The sequence below is a fragment of the Peribacillus sp. NPDC101481 genome, from assembly GCF_044767165.1.
Lineage (GTDB): Bacteria > Bacillota > Bacilli > Bacillales > DSM-1321 > Peribacillus.
In genome coordinates this window covers 24576-42258 of the sequence record NZ_JBIWNJ010000003.1, presented here as the reverse complement: position 1 = coordinate 42258, position 17683 = coordinate 24576, and the positions used below count along the sequence as shown (strand labels likewise).

General features: G+C 41.4%; 15 protein-coding genes and 4 tRNA genes. All 19 read right to left on the bottom strand.

From position 1 onward, the window contains the following. Positions 1-209: 209 nt before the first annotated feature. On the bottom strand, positions 210-1004 hold the full coding sequence (locus ACIROD_RS18930) for an MBL fold metallo-hydrolase (RefSeq protein ID WP_402943075.1): 795 nt from the start codon (positions 1002-1004) through the stop codon (positions 210-212). Between the two features lie 6 nt (positions 1005-1010). Beyond that, positions 1011-1808, bottom strand: a complete 798-nt coding sequence (locus tag ACIROD_RS18925) for a two-component system regulatory protein YycI (protein ID WP_101223965.1) — start codon at positions 1806-1808, stop codon at positions 1011-1013. Further along, positions 1795-3126 (bottom strand): YycH family regulatory protein, encoded by a 1332-nt coding sequence (locus ACIROD_RS18920; protein WP_402943072.1) that lies wholly within the window; start codon positions 3124-3126, stop codon positions 1795-1797. The genes ACIROD_RS18925 and ACIROD_RS18920 overlap by 14 nt, the downstream gene beginning before the upstream one ends. Next, positions 3123-4955, bottom strand: a complete 1833-nt coding sequence (walK, locus tag ACIROD_RS18915; RefSeq protein ID WP_402943070.1) for a cell wall metabolism sensor histidine kinase WalK — start codon at positions 4953-4955, stop codon at positions 3123-3125. The genes ACIROD_RS18920 and walK overlap by 4 nt, the downstream gene beginning before the upstream one ends. Before the next feature lie 5 nt (positions 4956-4960). Continuing rightward, positions 4961-5668 (bottom strand): response regulator YycF, encoded by a 708-nt coding sequence (gene yycF, locus ACIROD_RS18910; protein ID WP_034316131.1) that lies wholly within the window; start codon positions 5666-5668, stop codon positions 4961-4963. Between the two features lie 281 nt (positions 5669-5949). Continuing rightward, positions 5950-7368, bottom strand: coding sequence for a peptidoglycan DD-metalloendopeptidase family protein (locus tag ACIROD_RS18905; protein ID WP_402943067.1), 1419 nt, complete (start codon positions 7366-7368; stop codon positions 5950-5952). 410 nt (positions 7369-7778) lie between these two features. Then, positions 7779-7851, bottom strand: a tRNA-Phe gene (locus ACIROD_RS18900). 29 nt (positions 7852-7880) lie between these two features. Next, a tRNA-Asp gene (locus ACIROD_RS18895) sits at positions 7881-7956 on the bottom strand. 23 nt (positions 7957-7979) lie between these two features. Further along, positions 7980-8051 (bottom strand) — tRNA-Glu (locus ACIROD_RS18890). 8 nt (positions 8052-8059) lie between these two features. Further along, positions 8060-8135 (bottom strand) — tRNA-Lys (locus ACIROD_RS18885). 275 nt (positions 8136-8410) lie between these two features. Next, the gene (locus tag ACIROD_RS18880; protein WP_076368493.1) at positions 8411-9703 is read right to left on the bottom strand and encodes an adenylosuccinate synthase; all 1293 of its coding nucleotides are present in this window, start codon (positions 9701-9703) and stop codon (positions 8411-8413) included. Between the two features lie 279 nt (positions 9704-9982). Beyond that, complete coding sequence (gene dnaB, locus ACIROD_RS18875; protein WP_034316139.1) at positions 9983-11347, bottom strand: replicative DNA helicase; 1365 nt, start codon at positions 11345-11347, stop codon at positions 9983-9985. Between the two features lie 140 nt (positions 11348-11487). Next, a complete protein-coding gene (rplI, locus tag ACIROD_RS18870; RefSeq protein WP_352924327.1) occupies positions 11488-11937 on the bottom strand; it encodes a 50S ribosomal protein L9 in 450 nt (149 codons plus the stop codon). Beyond that, the gene (locus ACIROD_RS18865; protein WP_063595549.1) at positions 11934-13904 is read right to left on the bottom strand and encodes a DHH family phosphoesterase; all 1971 of its coding nucleotides are present in this window, start codon (positions 13902-13904) and stop codon (positions 11934-11936) included. The genes rplI and ACIROD_RS18865 overlap by 4 nt, the downstream gene beginning before the upstream one ends. 41 nt (positions 13905-13945) lie before the next feature. Next, on the bottom strand, positions 13946-14893 hold the full coding sequence (locus ACIROD_RS18860; RefSeq protein ID WP_402943062.1) for a YybS family protein: 948 nt from the start codon (positions 14891-14893) through the stop codon (positions 13946-13948). A gap of 237 nt (positions 14894-15130) precedes the next feature. Further along, positions 15131-15370, bottom strand: a complete 240-nt coding sequence (gene rpsR / locus ACIROD_RS18855) for a 30S ribosomal protein S18 (RefSeq protein ID WP_053348323.1) — start codon at positions 15368-15370, stop codon at positions 15131-15133. Between the two features lie 47 nt (positions 15371-15417). Continuing rightward, on the bottom strand, positions 15418-15942 hold the full coding sequence (ssb, locus tag ACIROD_RS18850; RefSeq protein WP_057278276.1) for a single-stranded DNA-binding protein: 525 nt from the start codon (positions 15940-15942) through the stop codon (positions 15418-15420). A gap of 68 nt (positions 15943-16010) precedes the next feature. Then, positions 16011-16295 carry a 30S ribosomal protein S6 gene (gene rpsF / locus ACIROD_RS18845; protein ID WP_034316153.1) on the bottom strand — a complete coding sequence of 95 codons (285 nt, stop codon included), beginning with the start codon at positions 16293-16295 and terminating at the stop codon, positions 16011-16013. 194 nt (positions 16296-16489) lie between these two features. Further along, complete coding sequence (gene ychF, locus ACIROD_RS18840; RefSeq protein WP_034316156.1) at positions 16490-17590, bottom strand: redox-regulated ATPase YchF; 1101 nt, start codon at positions 17588-17590, stop codon at positions 16490-16492. Between the last annotated feature and the right edge of the window lie 93 nt (positions 17591-17683).

The window sequence follows — 17683 nt, the reverse complement described above, 5'->3', positions numbered from 1 at the left end:
CAATTATACTCAATTACCGAAATTTTTCTAAAAAAATGCATGCTTTTATTTAAGGGAAACTTAAAATTGACTAATATACAGCCATTCACCTTTTACCTATACAGTTCTAACCAAACGATACCCCTTTTAATCCGATTCGTAACTTACGATTCGAAATTATTAAAAATAAAAAGGAATGAACAAGGTATCCCTCATCCATTCCTTATATTTTATAATGTAACAAGTTCCGTTGGTCTTTTCGGGTCAGTATCATATAAGGAAAACTGTTCCCCGACAATGATCCCCTTTGTCTTTAACGTTTGTTCCACCGACATTCTTGCTAGATCCTTCATATTGTTATCAAGGCTTAAGTGGGCCAAGTAAATCCGCTTGGTCTTATCACCGGCCACTTCACTCATGGCTAGGGCGGCGTCTTCATTACAAACATGTCCGACATCACTTAAAATTCGGCGCTTGATGCTCCATGGATATTTTCCCATCCTCAGCATGGACACATCATGGTTACTTTCAAATACATATGCATCGGCATTAGAAATGATTCCTTTCATCCGATCACTTACGTACCCTGTATCGGTAATGACCACAAGTTTCTTATCTTCATGATGAAAGACGTAAAACATCGGCTCTGCCGCATCGTGTGAAACCCCAAAAGATTCTATATCAAGGCTGCCGAATGTTTTGACCTGTTCCATTTCAAATGTGAATTTTTGTGCGGTTGCAATTTCACCGATTGATCGATCCATGGCATTCCATGTTTTTGCATTCGCATATATCGGGAGTTTATGTTTTCTGGCAACCACGCCAAGACCTTTAATATGGTCGCTGTGTTCATGGGTAACAAGGATACCGGATAGCTTTGACATATCACGGCCTATATCCTGAAACAACGCTTCCAGGGCTTTACCGCTTAAGCCGGCATCGACAAGGAATGATTGATCCTCCGTTTCCACGAAAAAGGCATTTCCTGTACTCCCGCTTGCGAGAACACTAAAATGCATTGTCATCTATACTCACTCCAGTATTTTTTCTTCTGTATTCAATTCAATGACCTCTCCATCAAAAGCGTTCACGAAGAGATCCGTTTCGTCATCAATGACCACCCACCATGTTGGCACAAGTAAATGTGACACAGATGTGGTCTGCAGCGAATTGTAAAAACCTAATTTTACATTCGTGACTTTGCTTTTGGGGGCGATATCGCCATTATCATACAATTCTCCAATAGCAGTTAAAGCAGATACCAATTCTTTAGGTTTGTTGAATTTTTCGATCCCCTCTAAATACATCTGTTCATAGGAGACGATTTCACCCTTCTTGTTCAGATATAAAGTGACCTTCCCCTTACTATTATTATAAAACATCTTTTTATCTGCCACCTGATAGCAGATTATGGTCTGGCTGATTTCATCATAGCTCCAAAAATGATACTCACTTCCATTTAATATATACTCCTTCAGGAATATATCCACGTCTGCAGCATTAATTTCCGCTTTCATGCCAACCGGTATCTTAAATGTACCCACAAGGTTCTTATCATCGATGATTTTTGCTTTTTGATTCTTTAGGTGCTGTATATCTTTCTTCTCGAAGGTCTTGCTTTGAGCTATCAGGAATTGATCCTTCAACTTTTGTTTCGGAAGTGGGGTTTCTATTGAAATCTCATCTTCTTTCAAAAGTTCATCCGTAAGAGGCTCCGTAAAGCTTTCTAATTGGGAGTCATTAATCTTTTCCAGGAATTGATAAAGAAGAAAAATATTCAAAATGAAGAAAACCATGATGAATATCGACTTTGTATTATTCCAATCCACTTTGATCGCCTCCTTCTTCAAAAGGCACAATAAACCATTTATCGCCTACACGATAATACCAAGTGGGTTCTAGTGTAACTAGAGTCACAAGTTTGGAATCGAGGGATTTATTCAATCTATAACCTATCGAGATGTCCTCCACGCTTTTGAAATCGATATTATCTTTCGATTTCAGCTGTTTCAATACTTCTTTTCCGCTTGCTAAGGTCACTGCGGCTCCTTCTGACGGGAGGACTGAGTCAAGTGAAAAGTACGGGCGGTCATAGCTATAAATTTCTTCTTTCCCCCAAATTTGCTCGATTTCAGTCATTCCGTAATCATTGAAGGTCGGATAACCATTCACGAATAAGCGGAATACCACTCGTTGTTCATTCTCAGACATGTAGGCAAAGCGGTAATTGTTATCTTCCCAACCAGCATGATCATTGATGAAATCGATGCTTTTTTGCAGAAGGTCACTGGAACTGCCGAAAAACTTGCTCTTTTGTGCCGGATTGATATAAGAAATTAAGTAATTCTCTTTATTGACCGTCATTAGTCTTGTTCCATCCGTGTATTCCTCACCGACCGAAACGGATTCCTGGCGTACGAACTTCGGATAATTAAATAATGCATTTTTCAAGTTTCCAATATCCAAATAGTCAATATAATACTCAAGTCTGTTGATCTCCACTGGATTTTCCGGGACGAACAGCGTCCTTTTGCTGTTTATCGTTTCGGCCGTGTATTCAGGGTGCTTATCGTAGGAATCCCTATAAAATGAATCCATGAAATTCCTAAGTTTTTTAGAATTCACCATGCCTTGATAAATCTTCTCTTGATCGTAGGAAACAAAATAAACGGCAGATTCATTTCCGCTGATATCCTTTTGTTTAATGATGATTCGGTCAAATGAAAATTCAGGCACTTCCTTATCCGTAATATTCAATACCGTTTTATAAAGAGCGATGGGTATATCATCGGAAAATTCGATTTCAATCGACCCATCTTCATGGACAAAATCATCAAATTTCCTTTGCAGCCTGTTTACGGATACCTCTTTTAAGCCTCTGAAACGCCATTGCGTAAATTCTTTTTCCATTTCATTCATTTCTGCCGGATTGGAAGTCTGGAAATGCTGCCCATTGCCATGGAAAAGGATACTGACTGGTTTAATGACATCACTGACAATCTGGACATCGCTTTTAATCTTTATAAATTCCGACGATTGTTCAAATGGATCATATTCAGGCTCGTAAGTCCAAATGCTCCATGTCAAAAAAATGCTTGTCCCAACCAAAATAATCAGTATGATACTTTTTGCACGTTCAAAATTCATGACCAATCATCCTCTTCTTCCTGTTCGTAAGGAAGTGTAAAGAACACGGTAGTTCCTTTTCCATCCACACTTTCCGCCCATATTTTCCCGCCATGCGCCACGACCATCTCTTTTGCAATCGCTAAACCAAGCCCTGTCCCGCCTAAGTTACGGGCCCTTGCTTTATCCACACGGTAGAAGCGGTCGAAAATTTTATCAATGACGTTTTTCGGGATACCCACTCCTTGATCTGTAATGCTCACAATGATAAAGCCATCAGATGCCCTGACGCGGAAAGTCACTTGACCCCCTTCAGGTGAGTACTTTAATGAGTTGGAGATTACATTATAGAGAACCTGGGTAATTTTATCTTCATCAATATCCACAAAATAAGCTTCCTTCGGCAAATCACGCTTAAACGTGATGTCATCATTTTTCGTCATTTCAAAACGATCGATGATGTGGTCATAGAATTTATTGAAATTCACCCAGCCTGTTTTAAGCCTGTAATCTTTACTGTCCATTTTTGAAAGCTGTAACAGATCATTAACAAGCCTGATCATCCGCTCCGTTTCATTTTGGGTAACACTTAAAAAGGATGGAGCGATCTCCTCGTCCTTCCATGCACCTTCAGCCAATGCCTCCAGGTAACTTCTCATCGTCGTTAGAGGAGTTCGCAATTCATGTGATACATTGGCAACAAATTCCCTGCGTTCACTCTCGATTTTTTCCTGCTCTGTTATATCATGCAAAACAGTAATCAAACCATTAACGAATCCCGTTTCCTTTTGAATGACCGAAAAGTTCCCCCTCAAAATGAAAGGCCGGTTTTTTTTGCTGTAATCAAGTATTACGGACTCTCGCTCTTCCAGTAAATCCTCAAATTTATACTCTTCTTCAAGACCCAAAACCTCAATGATCGGTTGATTCATGACGGTTTCACGCGAGACATTCAATAATTGTGCCGCCGGTTCATTAATCAAGTTCACCCGACCGCGCCTGTCCGTTGAAATTACGCCATCCGTCATATTGGCAAGTACAGATGATAGCTTACGCCGCTCTCCTTCTGTACTTGATTGCGACTCTTGAAGCTTTTTGGTCAAATTATTGAAAGTGACGGCAAGCTGGCCAATTTCATCATCGCCATATACCCTGACTTTTCTGGAGAAATTCCCTTTCGCCATCACCAGTGCCTGTTTTCTCATATCAGACATTGGCCTAGTGATCGTTCGTGCGAGCAGGATCCCCAAGATGGCCGTAATGACTAAGGCGATGGCCGTACCCGTCATGAAGATGCTATTGATTTCATCCATCTGCTCAAAGACATTTTCCATCTCAGCTATTACATAGACGGCGCCAATGACCTCCTCATTTGCTTCAACGGGTGTCGAAAGGACCCAGAGCCGCCTGCCTGTTTTCTTATCCCGGAATATATCATTATCTTCTTTTCCATAAATGAGCGTATTCTTAATAAGGACCTCTGTTGTCTTCTTCCCTACAATATCCTGGTTACCTGGGGCTGAAGTTCCGATCACGCGTCTGCTGCGGGTGTCGATGACACGTACTTCCGAAATATCATTCGATGAATTATCCCGGTCTTTCAATATCGTATCAATCGCTTCTTCGAGGGTTGGATCTTCCTCTCCCCTCTCTTTTTCCATTTCTTCACCAATGCTGTAGGTAAGCAGGTTAACGTGGCCTTTTATTGATTTCGTAAAGTTCCCAACAAGATTTTCTTCCAATTCCCCAACAAAATATACCCCGATTATTTGCATTGCTACGAAAATGAGCAAAACATAAATCAGAACAAATTTAAAATGGATTGAGCGAAAAAAACCAACCTTTTTCATAGAAACTACTCCTGTTCAGGGTTACGCAGGTAATAACCGACCCCTCTTCTAGTTACAATCCAGCCAGGATGGCTTGGATTGTCTTCAATCTTCTCACGAAGACGTCTGACCGTTACATCGACCGTCCTCACATCCCCGAAATAATCATAGCCCCACACGGTTTGCAATAAATGCTCCCTTGTCATGACCTGACCGATGTGCTTCGCTAAGTAATGAAGCAACTCAAATTCGCGATGCGTCAATTCAATCGTATCGCCCCGTTTGGAAACCACATAGGCATCCGGATGGATTGTGAGCGTTCCTATCGTAATTTCCTTCGGTTCATTTTCTTGATCGGGAACCGGAACAGCTTGCTGACGTCTTAGGTTCGCCTTAACGCGGGCAATTATTTCCCGGGTACTAAATGGCTTTGTCACATAGTCGTCTGCACCAAGCTCCAATCCTAAGACCTTATCTATCTCTGAATCTTTTGCCGTTAACATGATGATCGGCGTTTCATACTTCTTCCTTACTTCCCTGCAAACTTCCATCCCATCGCGCTGCGGCAGCATGATATCAAGTAAAATCAAATCAGGTTGCCGTTCCTCTACCATTTTGAGGGCTTCATTGCCATCATAAGCACAAAAAACTTCATAGCCTTCTTTTTTTAGATTGAATTGTAATATATCAGCAATTGGCTTTTCGTCATCCACTACCAGAATCTTTTTATCCATGTACTTATCTCCTTTTTAATAACTGAACTGAATCTATTAAAAACCGTGTCCTTATCCGGGACCTTATTCACTTTTCCTTCTGCTTGCACCAATCTTCGCAACCTAGTTCAGCAAACTTACATATATATACCCAATAAAAGGGGCTGAACACCGGAAATGAAAGCAAATTGTCTCTATTCTACTTTATCATTTTATAGGCATTAAATCACCTTTTTCCTATTATTCTCATCTATGTATGAAGCAGAAGAAGTCTTCGAATATTTTTCGAAGACTTCCACCGGTTACTGACTTATAAAGTTTAGCGGATTAACGAGAGACCCATTTTTATATATTTCAAAATGGAGGTGGACACCAGTCGAGTGCCCTGTTGAACCCATCATGCCGATTTTCATGCCTTTTTCAATCTTTTGTCCTGCTTTTACATCTATTGAATCCAAATGGGCATACACTGTCTTATATCCATTATTATGATTGATCGTTATCTTATTTCCATATCCTCCGGAGTTTCCTGCAGTTTCGATTATCCCATGATCTGCTGCCGTTATTGTCCTGGTGGCTGGCCGGGCAATATCAATACCTTTATGAAGTTTCCCCCATCGCTGGCCCTGCTTACTGGAAATATAGCCCCCATCTGCAGGCCATGAATATGTACCGCTTCCCTGTGAAGGAATGACCTTGGTGCCTTTTCTGGTGATTTCTGTTTTGGCTTTTTCCGTGACTTCTTTTTTTACGATAGTTTCACTGATTTTCTTTCCGTTTGTTTCAGATACATTATAGGTGAACGCAAGAATCCCCTCATTCCCTATTTGTTCAGTAATGATCTCGCCCTTAAGGAGTTCGTCATCCTCCTTCACTTTCTTTTGAAAAGGAATTCTCTCTTCCTTAAATACTTCTCTTTCTACCATTACGTTCAAATAGGGGGTACGCTGGGTCACATAGAGACGTTCGCCCTCTTTAACATCTTTGTTCTCATCCTGTCCCGGATTCAGCTCCAGCAGTTGATCCAGGTCCATATCATGCCTAGTGGCAATGGCTTCAAGATCTTCATCTTCCTTAGCCTCATAGATCGTCGTTTCTTCCTTTCCTTCTTCTATCATGGAGAGGGTTTCATCGACGCTCTTGATTTCGTCTGGATATACCATTGTCTTTATAGACGTAACTGGAAGTGAAAATTCGATGTCCAGAATTCTACTTCCTGACTCTTTTAACGGATCCAAATCTTTTTCACTTTCTTTTTTACCTGATTCGTATTCAGCGTATTCCTCTTCATCTACATATAATAAAGTGATTTTCTCCAGAACGTCCTCGGCATCTTCCTTTGACGCAACATAAGCGACCGCCTGATTATCTATGTCGATTTCATACGCCTCTGCCTTCACATTCAACTGATCTTGAATTCCCTTAACAGCCTGATCCTCTTTTACCTCTTCATCGAATACCTCTTCAGGTACAAAAGTCAGCTGTGTCTCCTTATCGAATGTAAAGTCAGGATAGTCTTCCTGTGCTTCTTCTACTTTATCGGCTACGATCTTTTCGATCTCCGTTTCATCCGTGACACTTCCGACGAACTCATCGTTAAGATAAACATGCTGTATGGTTGCAGTTTCCGATAGCCCAGCAGCAGTTGCCCGATTTCCTGCAAGCACTAAAATGACGGAAACCATCAACAGGATGATCCCCTTACCTTTTGAGCTAAACATATATTGTCCTCCTTAACGGCTCAGTCACCAATTAAGAAACTAATCAAATTTATTTCGAGTTTTATTAGTCCATTTTAAATATCAACATGCTCATGACTGATTGCTATAATGATTTTTTATCACTCATAACTCTACCATATTAAGAAAAAAAACAAGAAACAGACTTCATAATGTAATAGAACTGTATAAATGGTGACAACATGTACCAATAAATATGGTAAAGGGAAAGTTTCAATAAACTGCGGAAAAGGGAGTGGACCTAAGCCCAGCAAGGCTAAAAGCGGTTTATGCCGAATTGGTCTAAATTGGTATGTTACAAAACGTTAACAATCCATTAACATTATTTCATTCAAAATACATCTGAATGCAAAACAAAAAAACGCCCTAAAGGAAAGGCGTTTATTAAAGGATGGCTCAGGACGGAATCGAACCGCCGACACAAGGATTTTCAGTCCTTTGCTCTACCGACTGAGCTACTGAGCCAAATATTCTATTTTAGTATAAAAATAAAATGGCGGTCCCGACGGGAATCGAACCCGCGATCTCCTGCGTGACAGGCAGGCATGTTAACCGCTACACCACGGGACCAGTAAAGCATTTATATAAAGAAGTGACCCATACGGGATTCGAACCCGTGTTACCGCCGTGAAAGGGCGGTGTCTTAACCGCTTGACCAATGGGCCGGAAAAAATGGTGAGCCATGAAGGATTCGAACCTTCGACCCTCTGATTAAAAGTCAGATGCTCTACCAACTGAGCTAATGGCTCGTTCTAATGAAATGTTTCTTTGCATGATGTGAACTTAACATCTGCAGCTTGTTAATCGCTTGTTCTATTGTGACGACGCTTTTGATAATATCATGGTTAGTATAGTTTAGGCAATAGTTTTTTGAAATAAAATTATTTTTTTCTTATCTTTTTCATTTTCCCTACAGTTTAATCCATTCATTCGGTATCCTGGACCTCCCGAACGTGACAGATGATGCATTGATCTTAATAACGAAAGAAGAGCCGGCAAAAAAAGCCAGCTCCTTTTTCATGAATTACGCTAGACGCCAAGGGCTTCTCACGACATTAGTTTGGTTGCGGTCAGGACCGACAGAGAAAGTGGTCAAAGGAATGCCTACCAATTGAGATACGCGCTCTACATAATGGCGAGCGTTCTCTGGAAGCTCATCCAATGATTTGCAGCCTGTGATGTCTTCTGACCAGCCTGGCAGCTCTTCATAGACTGGTTTACATTCGCCAATCGCTTTCAAAGTCGCTGGAACCTCATGAATGATCTCGCCTTTGTAGTCATAAGCCACACAAATTTTGACCGTATCAAGACCTGATAATACGTCAATAGAGTTCAATGATAAATCGGTAATCCCGCTGACACGGCGAGCATGGCGAACGACAACAGCGTCAAACCAGCCTACACGGCGTGGTCTGCCTGTAGTTGTACCATATTCCCGGCCAATTTCCCGGATTTGGTTGCCGACTTCATCATGTAATTCTGTAGGGAAAGGACCATCGCCCACACGGCTTGTATATGCTTTACATACTCCAACCACATGGTTGATTTTCGTAGGACCTACACCAGAACCTATCGTAACTCCACCTGCAACCGGGTTAGATGAAGTGACAAATGGGTATGTTCCTTGATCGATATCAAGCATAACACCTTGTGCGCCTTCGAATAATACCCGTTTTCCTTCATCAAGTGCGTCATTCAATACAACGGATGTATCACAAACATATTTCTGCACTTGTTGTCCGTACTCATAGTATTCTTCCAAGATATCTTCGATTTTGAAACCTTCCGTTTCATAGAAACGTTCAAACATACGGTTTTTTTCGACAAGATTTTGCGACAATTTTTCCTCGAAAATTTCACGGTCCAATAGGTCTGCCATGCGGATTCCGTTACGAGCAGCTTTGTCCATATATGCAGGGCCGATTCCCTTTTTAGTCGTTCCAATTTTGTTGGCGCCTTTACGGTCTTCTTCGACTTCATCCAATTTGATATGGTAAGGAAGAATGACATGTGCACGGTTCGAAATACGAAGATTATCCGTACTCACCCCATGGCTATGTAAATAAGCAAGCTCCTCTACAAGAGCTTTTGGATCAACCACCATACCATTTCCAATGACACAAATCTTATCACTATAAAAAATCCCTGACGGAATTAAATGCAGTTTATAGGTAACGCCGTTAAATTTTATTGTATGTCCTGCATTATTCCCACCTTGATAACGAGCGATGGCTTCCGCATTCTGGGATAGAAAATCTGTTATTTTACCTTTCCCTTCGTCTCCCCATTGTGTACCGACTACTACAACTGATGACATCTGAATAAAGCACCTCCAAAGGTTCACGTAATACCGATCATTAACCGGTTCTTATCAAACAAACCTATTTTATCAATAATCCAAACTGGAAGTCAATACAAAATCCGAACAATACACTTTTTAAAAAATTCTTTGTTCGTAAATATGAGAAATTTCTTTCCGGTTTTTTTGGATTGTCAAACATTATTGTACCCTCTGATTTCTTTTTCTATTATCATAACGCACTTTCTTTTTCCCGAAACAGAGAAAGCCCGCCATTGCATAATGGCAGGCAGTTTTCTATGCGCCGGGAGACATCGAATCATCATCGAAGCGGCGTTCAAGGTTAACGAATTTATTATATTCTTTCACGAATGCAAGCGAAACCGTGCCTACTGGACCATTACGCTGTTTCGCTATAATGATTTCAATGATATTTTTGTTCTCGGATTCTTTATCATAATAATCATCACGGTATAAGAATGCGACGATATCCGCATCTTGCTCGATACTCCCGGATTCCCGGATATCAGACATCATCGGGCGCTTATCCTGACGCTGCTCCACTCCCCGTGATAACTGGGAAAGGGCGATGACGGGCACTTTAAGTTCACGAGCGAGCGCTTTGAGTGAACGTGAAATCTCGGATACCTCTTGCTGACGATTGTCGCCTGAACGACCATCTCCTTGAATTAATTGCAGGTAATCGATCAATATCATGCCAAGGCCATGTTCCTGCTTCAAACGACGGCATTTTGAACGGATTTCACCAATCCTCACACCTGGCGTATCATCGATATAAATGCCGGCATTCGACAAGCTTCCCATCGCCATCGTCAGTTTACGCCAATCCTCATCAGTTAAGGAACCTGTCCGTAAATTCTGAGCGTTGATATTCCCTTCAGCACAGAGCATACGCATAACGAGCTGCTCTGCACCCATTTCAAGACTGAAAATCGCTACATTCTCCTCCGTTTTGGTCGCAACGTTTTGAGCGATATTCAATGCAAAAGCGGTTTTACCAACCGAAGGACGGGCACCCACTATAATGAGGTCATTACGTTGGAACCCTGCTGTCATTCGATCCAGTTCAGCAAACCCTGTCGGTATTCCCGTGACATCCCCTTTACGGGTAGTCAAAATTTCTATGTTATCGTAAGTCGCAACCAATACATCTTTAATATTTTGAAAAGACCCGGAATTTTTACGCTGGGCCACTTCCATGATCGTTTTTTCTGCTTCCCCGAGCAGCTCCTCGACCTCGTCCTCGCGACTGTAGCCTTCCTGAGCGATGTTGGTCGCTGTCCTGATCAAACGACGCAGCAATGACTTCTCCTCGACGATGCGGGCATAATATTCAATATTGGCGGCGGTAGGCACCGATCCGGCCAATTCACTTAAATAAGAAACACCGCCAACTTCTTCAAGATTTTTTGTCGCAGCCAGTTCCTCTGTCACCGTAATCAAATCGACAGCTTTTCCTTCGTCATTCAATTTAAGCATCACATTAAAAATCTTTTGATGAGAGCTTCTGTAAAAGTCTTCCGGAATCAAAACTTCCGATGTAACGGTCAATGAAGAGGGCTCTAGAAAAATGGCTCCCAGTACAGCCTGTTCGGCTTCTATATTTTGAGGGGGAATCCTATCCTGAAATTGTTCTATCATATCTTAAAACCTCCCAATCTAAGAGGATACCTTTTATATGTTTCTAGTAAAAAAGAAAAAAGTGAAAGGACAACATGCCCAATCACATTTTTCGTCTATCTCTATTTTATCAATTTTTCACAGATATGAAACAGCTAAAATTAGTTAATTTCTTTCACATGCACAGTCAGTGTCGCAGTGACCTCAGGATGAAGCTTGACTGGAAGCTTTGTATGCCCTAAAGAACGGATGCCATCAGCAAGCTCCATTTTACGTTTATCAATCTTGATACCGTGTTTTTTCTGAAGCTCCGAGGCAATTTGTTTAGTCGTGATTGAACCGAATAAACGCCCGCCCTCACCGGCTTTGGCTGATAGTTCAACCGTTAACTTCTCCAGCTGCACTTTCAATTCTTCAGCTTGCTGCAGCTCTTCTGCTGCAAGTGATTCTTCTTTATTTTTCTGGGCTTCCAAAGTTTTTACATTTGTATTATTTGCTTCAACCGCCAATCCTTGTTTAAGCAGGAAATTATGTGCATAACCATCTGCAACATTTTTAACTTCCCCTTTTTTCCCTTTACCTTTTACGTCTTTAAGAAATATCACTTTCATTCTTTATGTCCCCCTTCTAAATATTCATCAATAGCTGCTTTCAATCGACTTTCGGCCTCATCAATGGAGCATACCTGCTGGGTGGCGGCATTTGTTAGATGTCCGCCTCCATTCAACATTTCCATGATCACCTGTACATTGATGTCACCGAGAGAGCGCGCACTTATGCCAACTGTATCATCAGATCGCTTAGCCATTACAAAGGAAGCGACAACGCCATCCATGGTCAATAGGGTATCCGCAGCCTGAGCGATGAGCACCTGATTATGAACCTGATCGGTTTTTGCCGCTGCAATGGCAATTCCCTTTTTATAAAAGATGACTTCTTCAATGAGCTTCGAACGTTTGATATAAGTGTCCACGTCTTCTTTTAAGAATTTCTGGACAAGTACCGTATCAGCCCCATGCGCCCTTAGATAAGAGGCGGCATCGAAAGTGCGTGAACCCGTTCTCAAGGTGAAGCTTTTCGTATCGACGATGATACCCGCAAGAAGCGCCGTCGACTCCAGCATATCAATCTTTGAGCGTTTCGGCTGATATTCAAGCAGTTCGGTCACAAGTTCTGCCGTTGAAGACGCATATGGCTCCATATAGACGAGCAATGAGTTCTTGATGAACTCCTCACCCCGGCGATGATGATCGATGACCACAACCTTATCGATCCTATTCAATAGCCGCTCTTCAATTACCATGGAAGGTTTATGCGTATCAACCACAACCAGCAGCGTCTCATCCGTAATCATTTCAAATGCATCATCAGGTGTTATGAACCGGGCATACAGCTCTTCTTTATTTTTGATCTCTTCCATTAAACGAAGGACGCTGCTATCGAGCTGCTGGGTGTTGATGACAATATAGCCTTCACGTTCATTCATTTGGGCAACCTTCAAGATGCCGATCGCTGAACCGATTGCGTCCATATCCGGGTTTTTATGGCCCATGACAATGACTTTATCGCTATCAAGTACTATATCCTTCAATGCATGCGAAATAACACGGGCACGGACCCTCGTGCGTTTTTCCATCGGATTGGTTTTGCCGCCATAGAATTTCACTTTTCCATTCGCTTGCTTTATGGCTACCTGGTCACCGCCACGTCCTAAAGCGAGATCCAAGCTGGACTGTGCAAGCGTACCTAGTTCCGGCAAGGATGACACGGCCGAGCCGACACCGATGCTCAAGGTCAATGGCACATTTTGCTTGGCCGTCGTTTCCCTGATTTCATCCAAAATCGAGAATTTCCCCTTTTCAAGCTGCTGAAGGATATGCTCATTAAAGACAGCGATGAATCGTTCCGAGGAAACCCGTTTAAAGAAAACGCCATTATCCCTTGCCCATTTATCAAGAAGTGAGGTAACCAAGCTATTAATGCTGCTTTTACGCTGATCATCCATACCCTGGGTCAAATCATCATAGTTATCAAGAAGAATGATCGCAATTGCCGTTCGCTCATCTTCATATAATTTCTCGATTTCCACTTGCTCCGTCACATCAAAAAAGTAAAGAAGCCTTTCATCACGCTTATGGACCACCTTGAATTTCCGATCGTGGAGCGTAAGTGTCTCTGTCTCGATCTCTTGCTTGATTAACGGTACTATCGAGTCTGCAACATCGTATAGCGATCTTCCTGCCAAGGAGTCTTCACTAAAACAGGAAGCCAGGAATGGATTGGTCCATTCAATGTAATAATCCTCATTAAAGAGCATGATCCCAATCGGCATTTCCAATAACGCTTCTTCGCCTACCTTCTTTAAACGGTAAGATAAAGTCGTTATATACTCTTCTGTCTTCCGTTGCTTTTTTTCTACCATTCTTAATGTTAAATAAAATAAACCAGCAAGAATCAATAATCCAACAAGTGCAATAACCCAATTATAATAAGCCAGGACGCCCAAAAGTAAAACGACCGCGGCGAGCACCCCATACAATGGGGACTTAATCGAGTATTCTTTCAAATAAGATGGCATAGTTTCAGCTCCTAAAAGCATCTGTTTTACAAAAAAGTCTTCTATTCCTTTTTCTTGATTGTCTCCCTAAATGGAAATCCTAAATCTATTATACCTAAAAACCGGACGGCCGTCGTAATAATCGGATTCGGCAGAAGCAAAGAAAAAACCACGATTAAAACAGGTATGGCCTTAACCCATGACTTAACATGAGCAATATAGAATATCAGGGAATACCCTTGTAATAATATGAAGAACTGCAGTATGAAAAATAGGTTCGTTATGGCCATATATACAAAACTGTTCTTGTCCGTATTCACAAAAAGAGCAAGAAGCATCGTAATTAAATAATACCATAAAAGGCTTTTCGGGAGTCGCAGATCTCGAAAATGTGGCCATTTTAACGCCTTATCACTGAATCTCTTCACAATGGGGTGCGCCGCAAGGAAAATCAATAAAACCATGATGACGGACATCAAGACGAACAAACTTGGCATCAGGGTGTTCATCATATCGATTGATTCATACACCCGCTTTTTTACTTGTTCCGTCGGTGCCTGTCCAAAAGAATCCATGATGCCGATTGAATTTTCAATGGACCCCTCAAGAATGTTCATCGATTCTTCTATGTAATTAACATCCGTTATCAAAACTGAAGCTGCATACATTAATAAAATGCCCCCCAGAAAGACAAGGACTGCGCTTATGAACATAGGTGCCATCGGTTTGTCCTTTTTCAAAAAATAGCCAATCGCAATTCCCGTCGCCCCCATGAGCAAGGTCAGCGGAACAGACAATATCGTCCCGATGAGGATCGACAATAGCGAGGCTACAAATAAGTAACCAAGGCTCCACGATAACTCTTGTTTGATTGTGACCAGTATGAATGGAATGGGTAAAAAGAAAGTAGTGAAAATACCCAATGGTGGGATTTGAATGGTGATGAACAATAAAATGCAATATAGTGCCAGAAGTGCTCCGCCCTCGGCAATTCGTCTCCCGCTATTCATCTTTATTTCACCCCCTGTTATTATTGATGTCTTTATCTCCATCTTTATATTGTATCCGTTACGGCCAGGATATTTCAAACATCACATTCTTTTTTAGGATATGATTATTTTTTCTGAGGAAAACGCGCGGATAACTTCCTTCTGAAATAAAAAAAACCGCAATTCAGCAGTTTTCAGGCATAAGCGATAACTTATAAAAAAGGCACATTAAGGATAACTCCTCAATGTGCCAATTTATTATTCACCAGATACGTATGGTAGTAATGCCATAGTACGTGAGCGTTTAATAGCAATCGTTAATTTACGTTGATATTTAGCGCTTGTGCCAGTTACACGACGTGGTAAAATTTTACCGCGTTCTGAGACGAATTTTTTAAGAAGATCTGTATCTTTGTAATCAATTTTAGTGATTCCGTTAGATGTGAAATAACAAACCTTTTTACGCTTACCGCGTCCTTTACGTCCACCCATTGCCATAATATATTTCCCTCCCTGCTTTTTGAATTTTCATTTTAAACGGCTGTTTAAAACGGAAGATCATCATCTGAAATGTCGATTGTCTTACCGTCATTTGCAAATGGATCATCATCTACACGAGTGTAGTTGTTATTGCTCCGTTGATTCTGATTAGGATTTTGTCCATACGAATTGTTGTCATTTCCGTTATTACCATAACTTCTTTGACCTCCACCGTAAGAACCGCCTTCATTTCTTTCACCCGCTGAACTGCTTCGTGGTTCAAGGAATTGAACGCTCTCAGCCAGAATCTCCGTCACATATACGCGTTTGCCGTCTTGTCCTTCATAATTACGTGTTTGGACACGTCCATCCACGCCAGCTAAACTGCCCTTTTTCAAGAAGTTAGCTACATTTTCTGCCGGTTTACGCCAAACTACACAGTTAATGAAATCCGCTTCACGTTCACCCTGCTGATTCGTAAAACTACGGTTCACAGCCAAAGTAAAGGTAGCTACGGGAACCCCATTAGGTGTATATCGTAATTCAGGATCTTTAGTTAAGCGTCCTACCAAAACTACGCGATTCATCATCAGAATCAACCCCTAGGTTTCAAGCTTGTTTCATGTGAAACAAGATTAGAATTTATATAAATATTGAATTAAACTTCTTCTCTAGTAGCCATGTGGCGAATAATGTCTTCACTGATTTTAGCAAGACGATCGAATTCTTGAATCGCAGCACTTTCAGCGTTAACTTTAAGAAGCATGTAGTAACCATCACGGAAATCATTGATTTCGTATGCAAGACGGCGTTTACCCCATTCTTTTGCTTCTACTTCCGCACCATTATCAGAAAGGATTGTGTTGAAACGTTCAACTAAAGCTTTTTTAGCTTCTTCCTCAATGTTTGGACGGATGATATACATAATTTCGTATTTTCTCATCACTGTCACCTCCTTTTGGTCTAAGCGGCCCAATTGGGCAAGGAGCAATTATTTATAATTACTCACAAGATAAAATTATAGCATAGTTAAAGAGGCTTTGCAATGAACGGTTCGACTTATTACAATTAATTGTAATCTGATGATTCAAATCGCAAAAAAAGACCCTACATATGGAACGGTAGGGTCTTTGAATCTTAAACGTTAAAACGGAAATGGATAACATCGCCATCGTTAACGATGTATTCTTTTCCTTCCAAACGGACTTTACCCGCTTCTTTTGCAGCACCATGACTGCCCGCTTCAAGTAAATCGGTATAAGAAACCGTTTCGGCACGGATGAAACCACGTTCGAAGTCCGTGTGAATGACGCCTGCACATTGAGGGGCCTTCATTCCTTTTCGGAATGTCCAAGCACGCACTTCCTGCACACCAGCTGTAAAGTATGTTGCCAATCCAAGCAGATTATAAGAAGCACGGATCAACTGATCAAGACCTGACTCCTCGATACCAAGTTCAGATAGGAACATTTCCTTTTCTTCACCTTCAAGCTCTGCAATTTCCTCTTCGATTTTGGCACAAATCACGATTACTTCGGCATTTTCCTTCGCAGCATATTCACGAACTTGCTGTACATATTCATTATCGTCAGCATTCGCCACTTCATCTTCGCTCACGTTCGCTACGTAAAGCGTCGGCTTCGCCGTAAGTAAATGCATGCCCTTCACGATTTTTTGCTGCTCTTCAGTAAACTCAACGGAACGTGCAGGCTTTTCATCTTCCAGTGCTTCTTTTAAAGCCACAAGGATTTCATGTTCTGCAACAGCGGCTTTATCTTTTTGCTTGGCCATTTTTCCGACACGGTCGATGCGTTTGACAACAGATTCCAAATCGGCAAGGATCAATTCAAGGTTGATGACTTCAATATCATCGATTGGATTTACTTTTCCGGAAACATGGGTAATGTTATCGTCTGCAAAACAACGGACGACTTGACAAATGGCATCAACTTGACGGATATGGGAAAGGAATTTATTACCCAATCCTTCTCCTTTACTTGCCCCTTTTACAATCCCGGCGATATCCGTGAATTCAAATGCTGTCGGAACCGTTTTTTTCGGTTTAACCAATTCAGTCAATTTTTGCAGACGGTGATCTGGGACTTCCACGATCCCGACATTAGGGTCGATCGTACAGAAAGGATAGTTGGCAGATTCCGCACCTGCCTGAGTAATTGCATTAAATAAAGTGGATTTACCTACGTTAGGCAAACCTACTATACCAGCTGTTAAAGCCATTTATATTTCACTCCTTCAAGATGATTCGTACATATGGGAAAAGAACCGATCTTCTATAAAGACCATCCAATTACCTAAACCTTTCCCAATTAT

Bases quoted from the DNA above. Each gene is read 5' to 3' on its own strand.
- yycF (WP_034316131.1), bottom strand. From the start codon at position 5,668: ATGGATAAAAAGATTCTGGTAGTGGATGACGAAAAGCCAATTGCTGAT.
- rpsF (WP_034316153.1), bottom strand. From the start codon at position 16,295: ATGAGAAAATACGAAATTATGTATATCATCCGTCCAAACATTGAGGAA.
- ACIROD_RS18930 (WP_402943075.1), bottom strand. From the start codon at position 1,004: ATGACAATGCATTTTAGTGTTCTCGCAAGCGGGAGTACAGGAAATGCC.
- ACIROD_RS18880 (WP_076368493.1), bottom strand. From the start codon at position 9,703: ATGTCATCAGTTGTAGTAGTCGGTACACAATGGGGAGACGAAGGGAAA.
- ACIROD_RS18920 (WP_402943072.1), bottom strand. From the start codon at position 3,126: ATGAATTTTGAACGTGCAAAAAGTATCATACTGATTATTTTGGTTGGG.
- walK (WP_402943070.1), bottom strand. From the start codon at position 4,955: ATGAAAAAGGTTGGTTTTTTTCGCTCAATCCATTTTAAATTTGTTCTG.
- ychF (WP_034316156.1), bottom strand. From the start codon at position 17,590: ATGGCTTTAACAGCTGGTATAGTAGGTTTGCCTAACGTAGGTAAATCC.
- ssb (WP_057278276.1), bottom strand. From the start codon at position 15,942: ATGATGAATCGCGTAGTTTTGGTAGGACGCTTAACTAAAGATCCTGAA.
- dnaB (WP_034316139.1), bottom strand. From the start codon at position 11,347: ATGATAGAACAATTTCAGGATAGGATTCCCCCTCAAAATATAGAAGCC.
- rplI (WP_352924327.1), bottom strand. From the start codon at position 11,937: ATGAAAGTGATATTTCTTAAAGACGTAAAAGGTAAAGGGAAAAAAGGG.
- ACIROD_RS18905 (WP_402943067.1), bottom strand. From the start codon at position 7,368: ATGTTTAGCTCAAAAGGTAAGGGGATCATCCTGTTGATGGTTTCCGTC.
- rpsR (WP_053348323.1), bottom strand. From the start codon at position 15,370: ATGGCAATGGGTGGACGTAAAGGACGCGGTAAGCGTAAAAAGGTTTGT.
- ACIROD_RS18860 (WP_402943062.1), bottom strand. From the start codon at position 14,893: ATGAATAGCGGGAGACGAATTGCCGAGGGCGGAGCACTTCTGGCACTA.
- ACIROD_RS18865 (WP_063595549.1), bottom strand. From the start codon at position 13,904: ATGCCATCTTATTTGAAAGAATACTCGATTAAGTCCCCATTGTATGGG.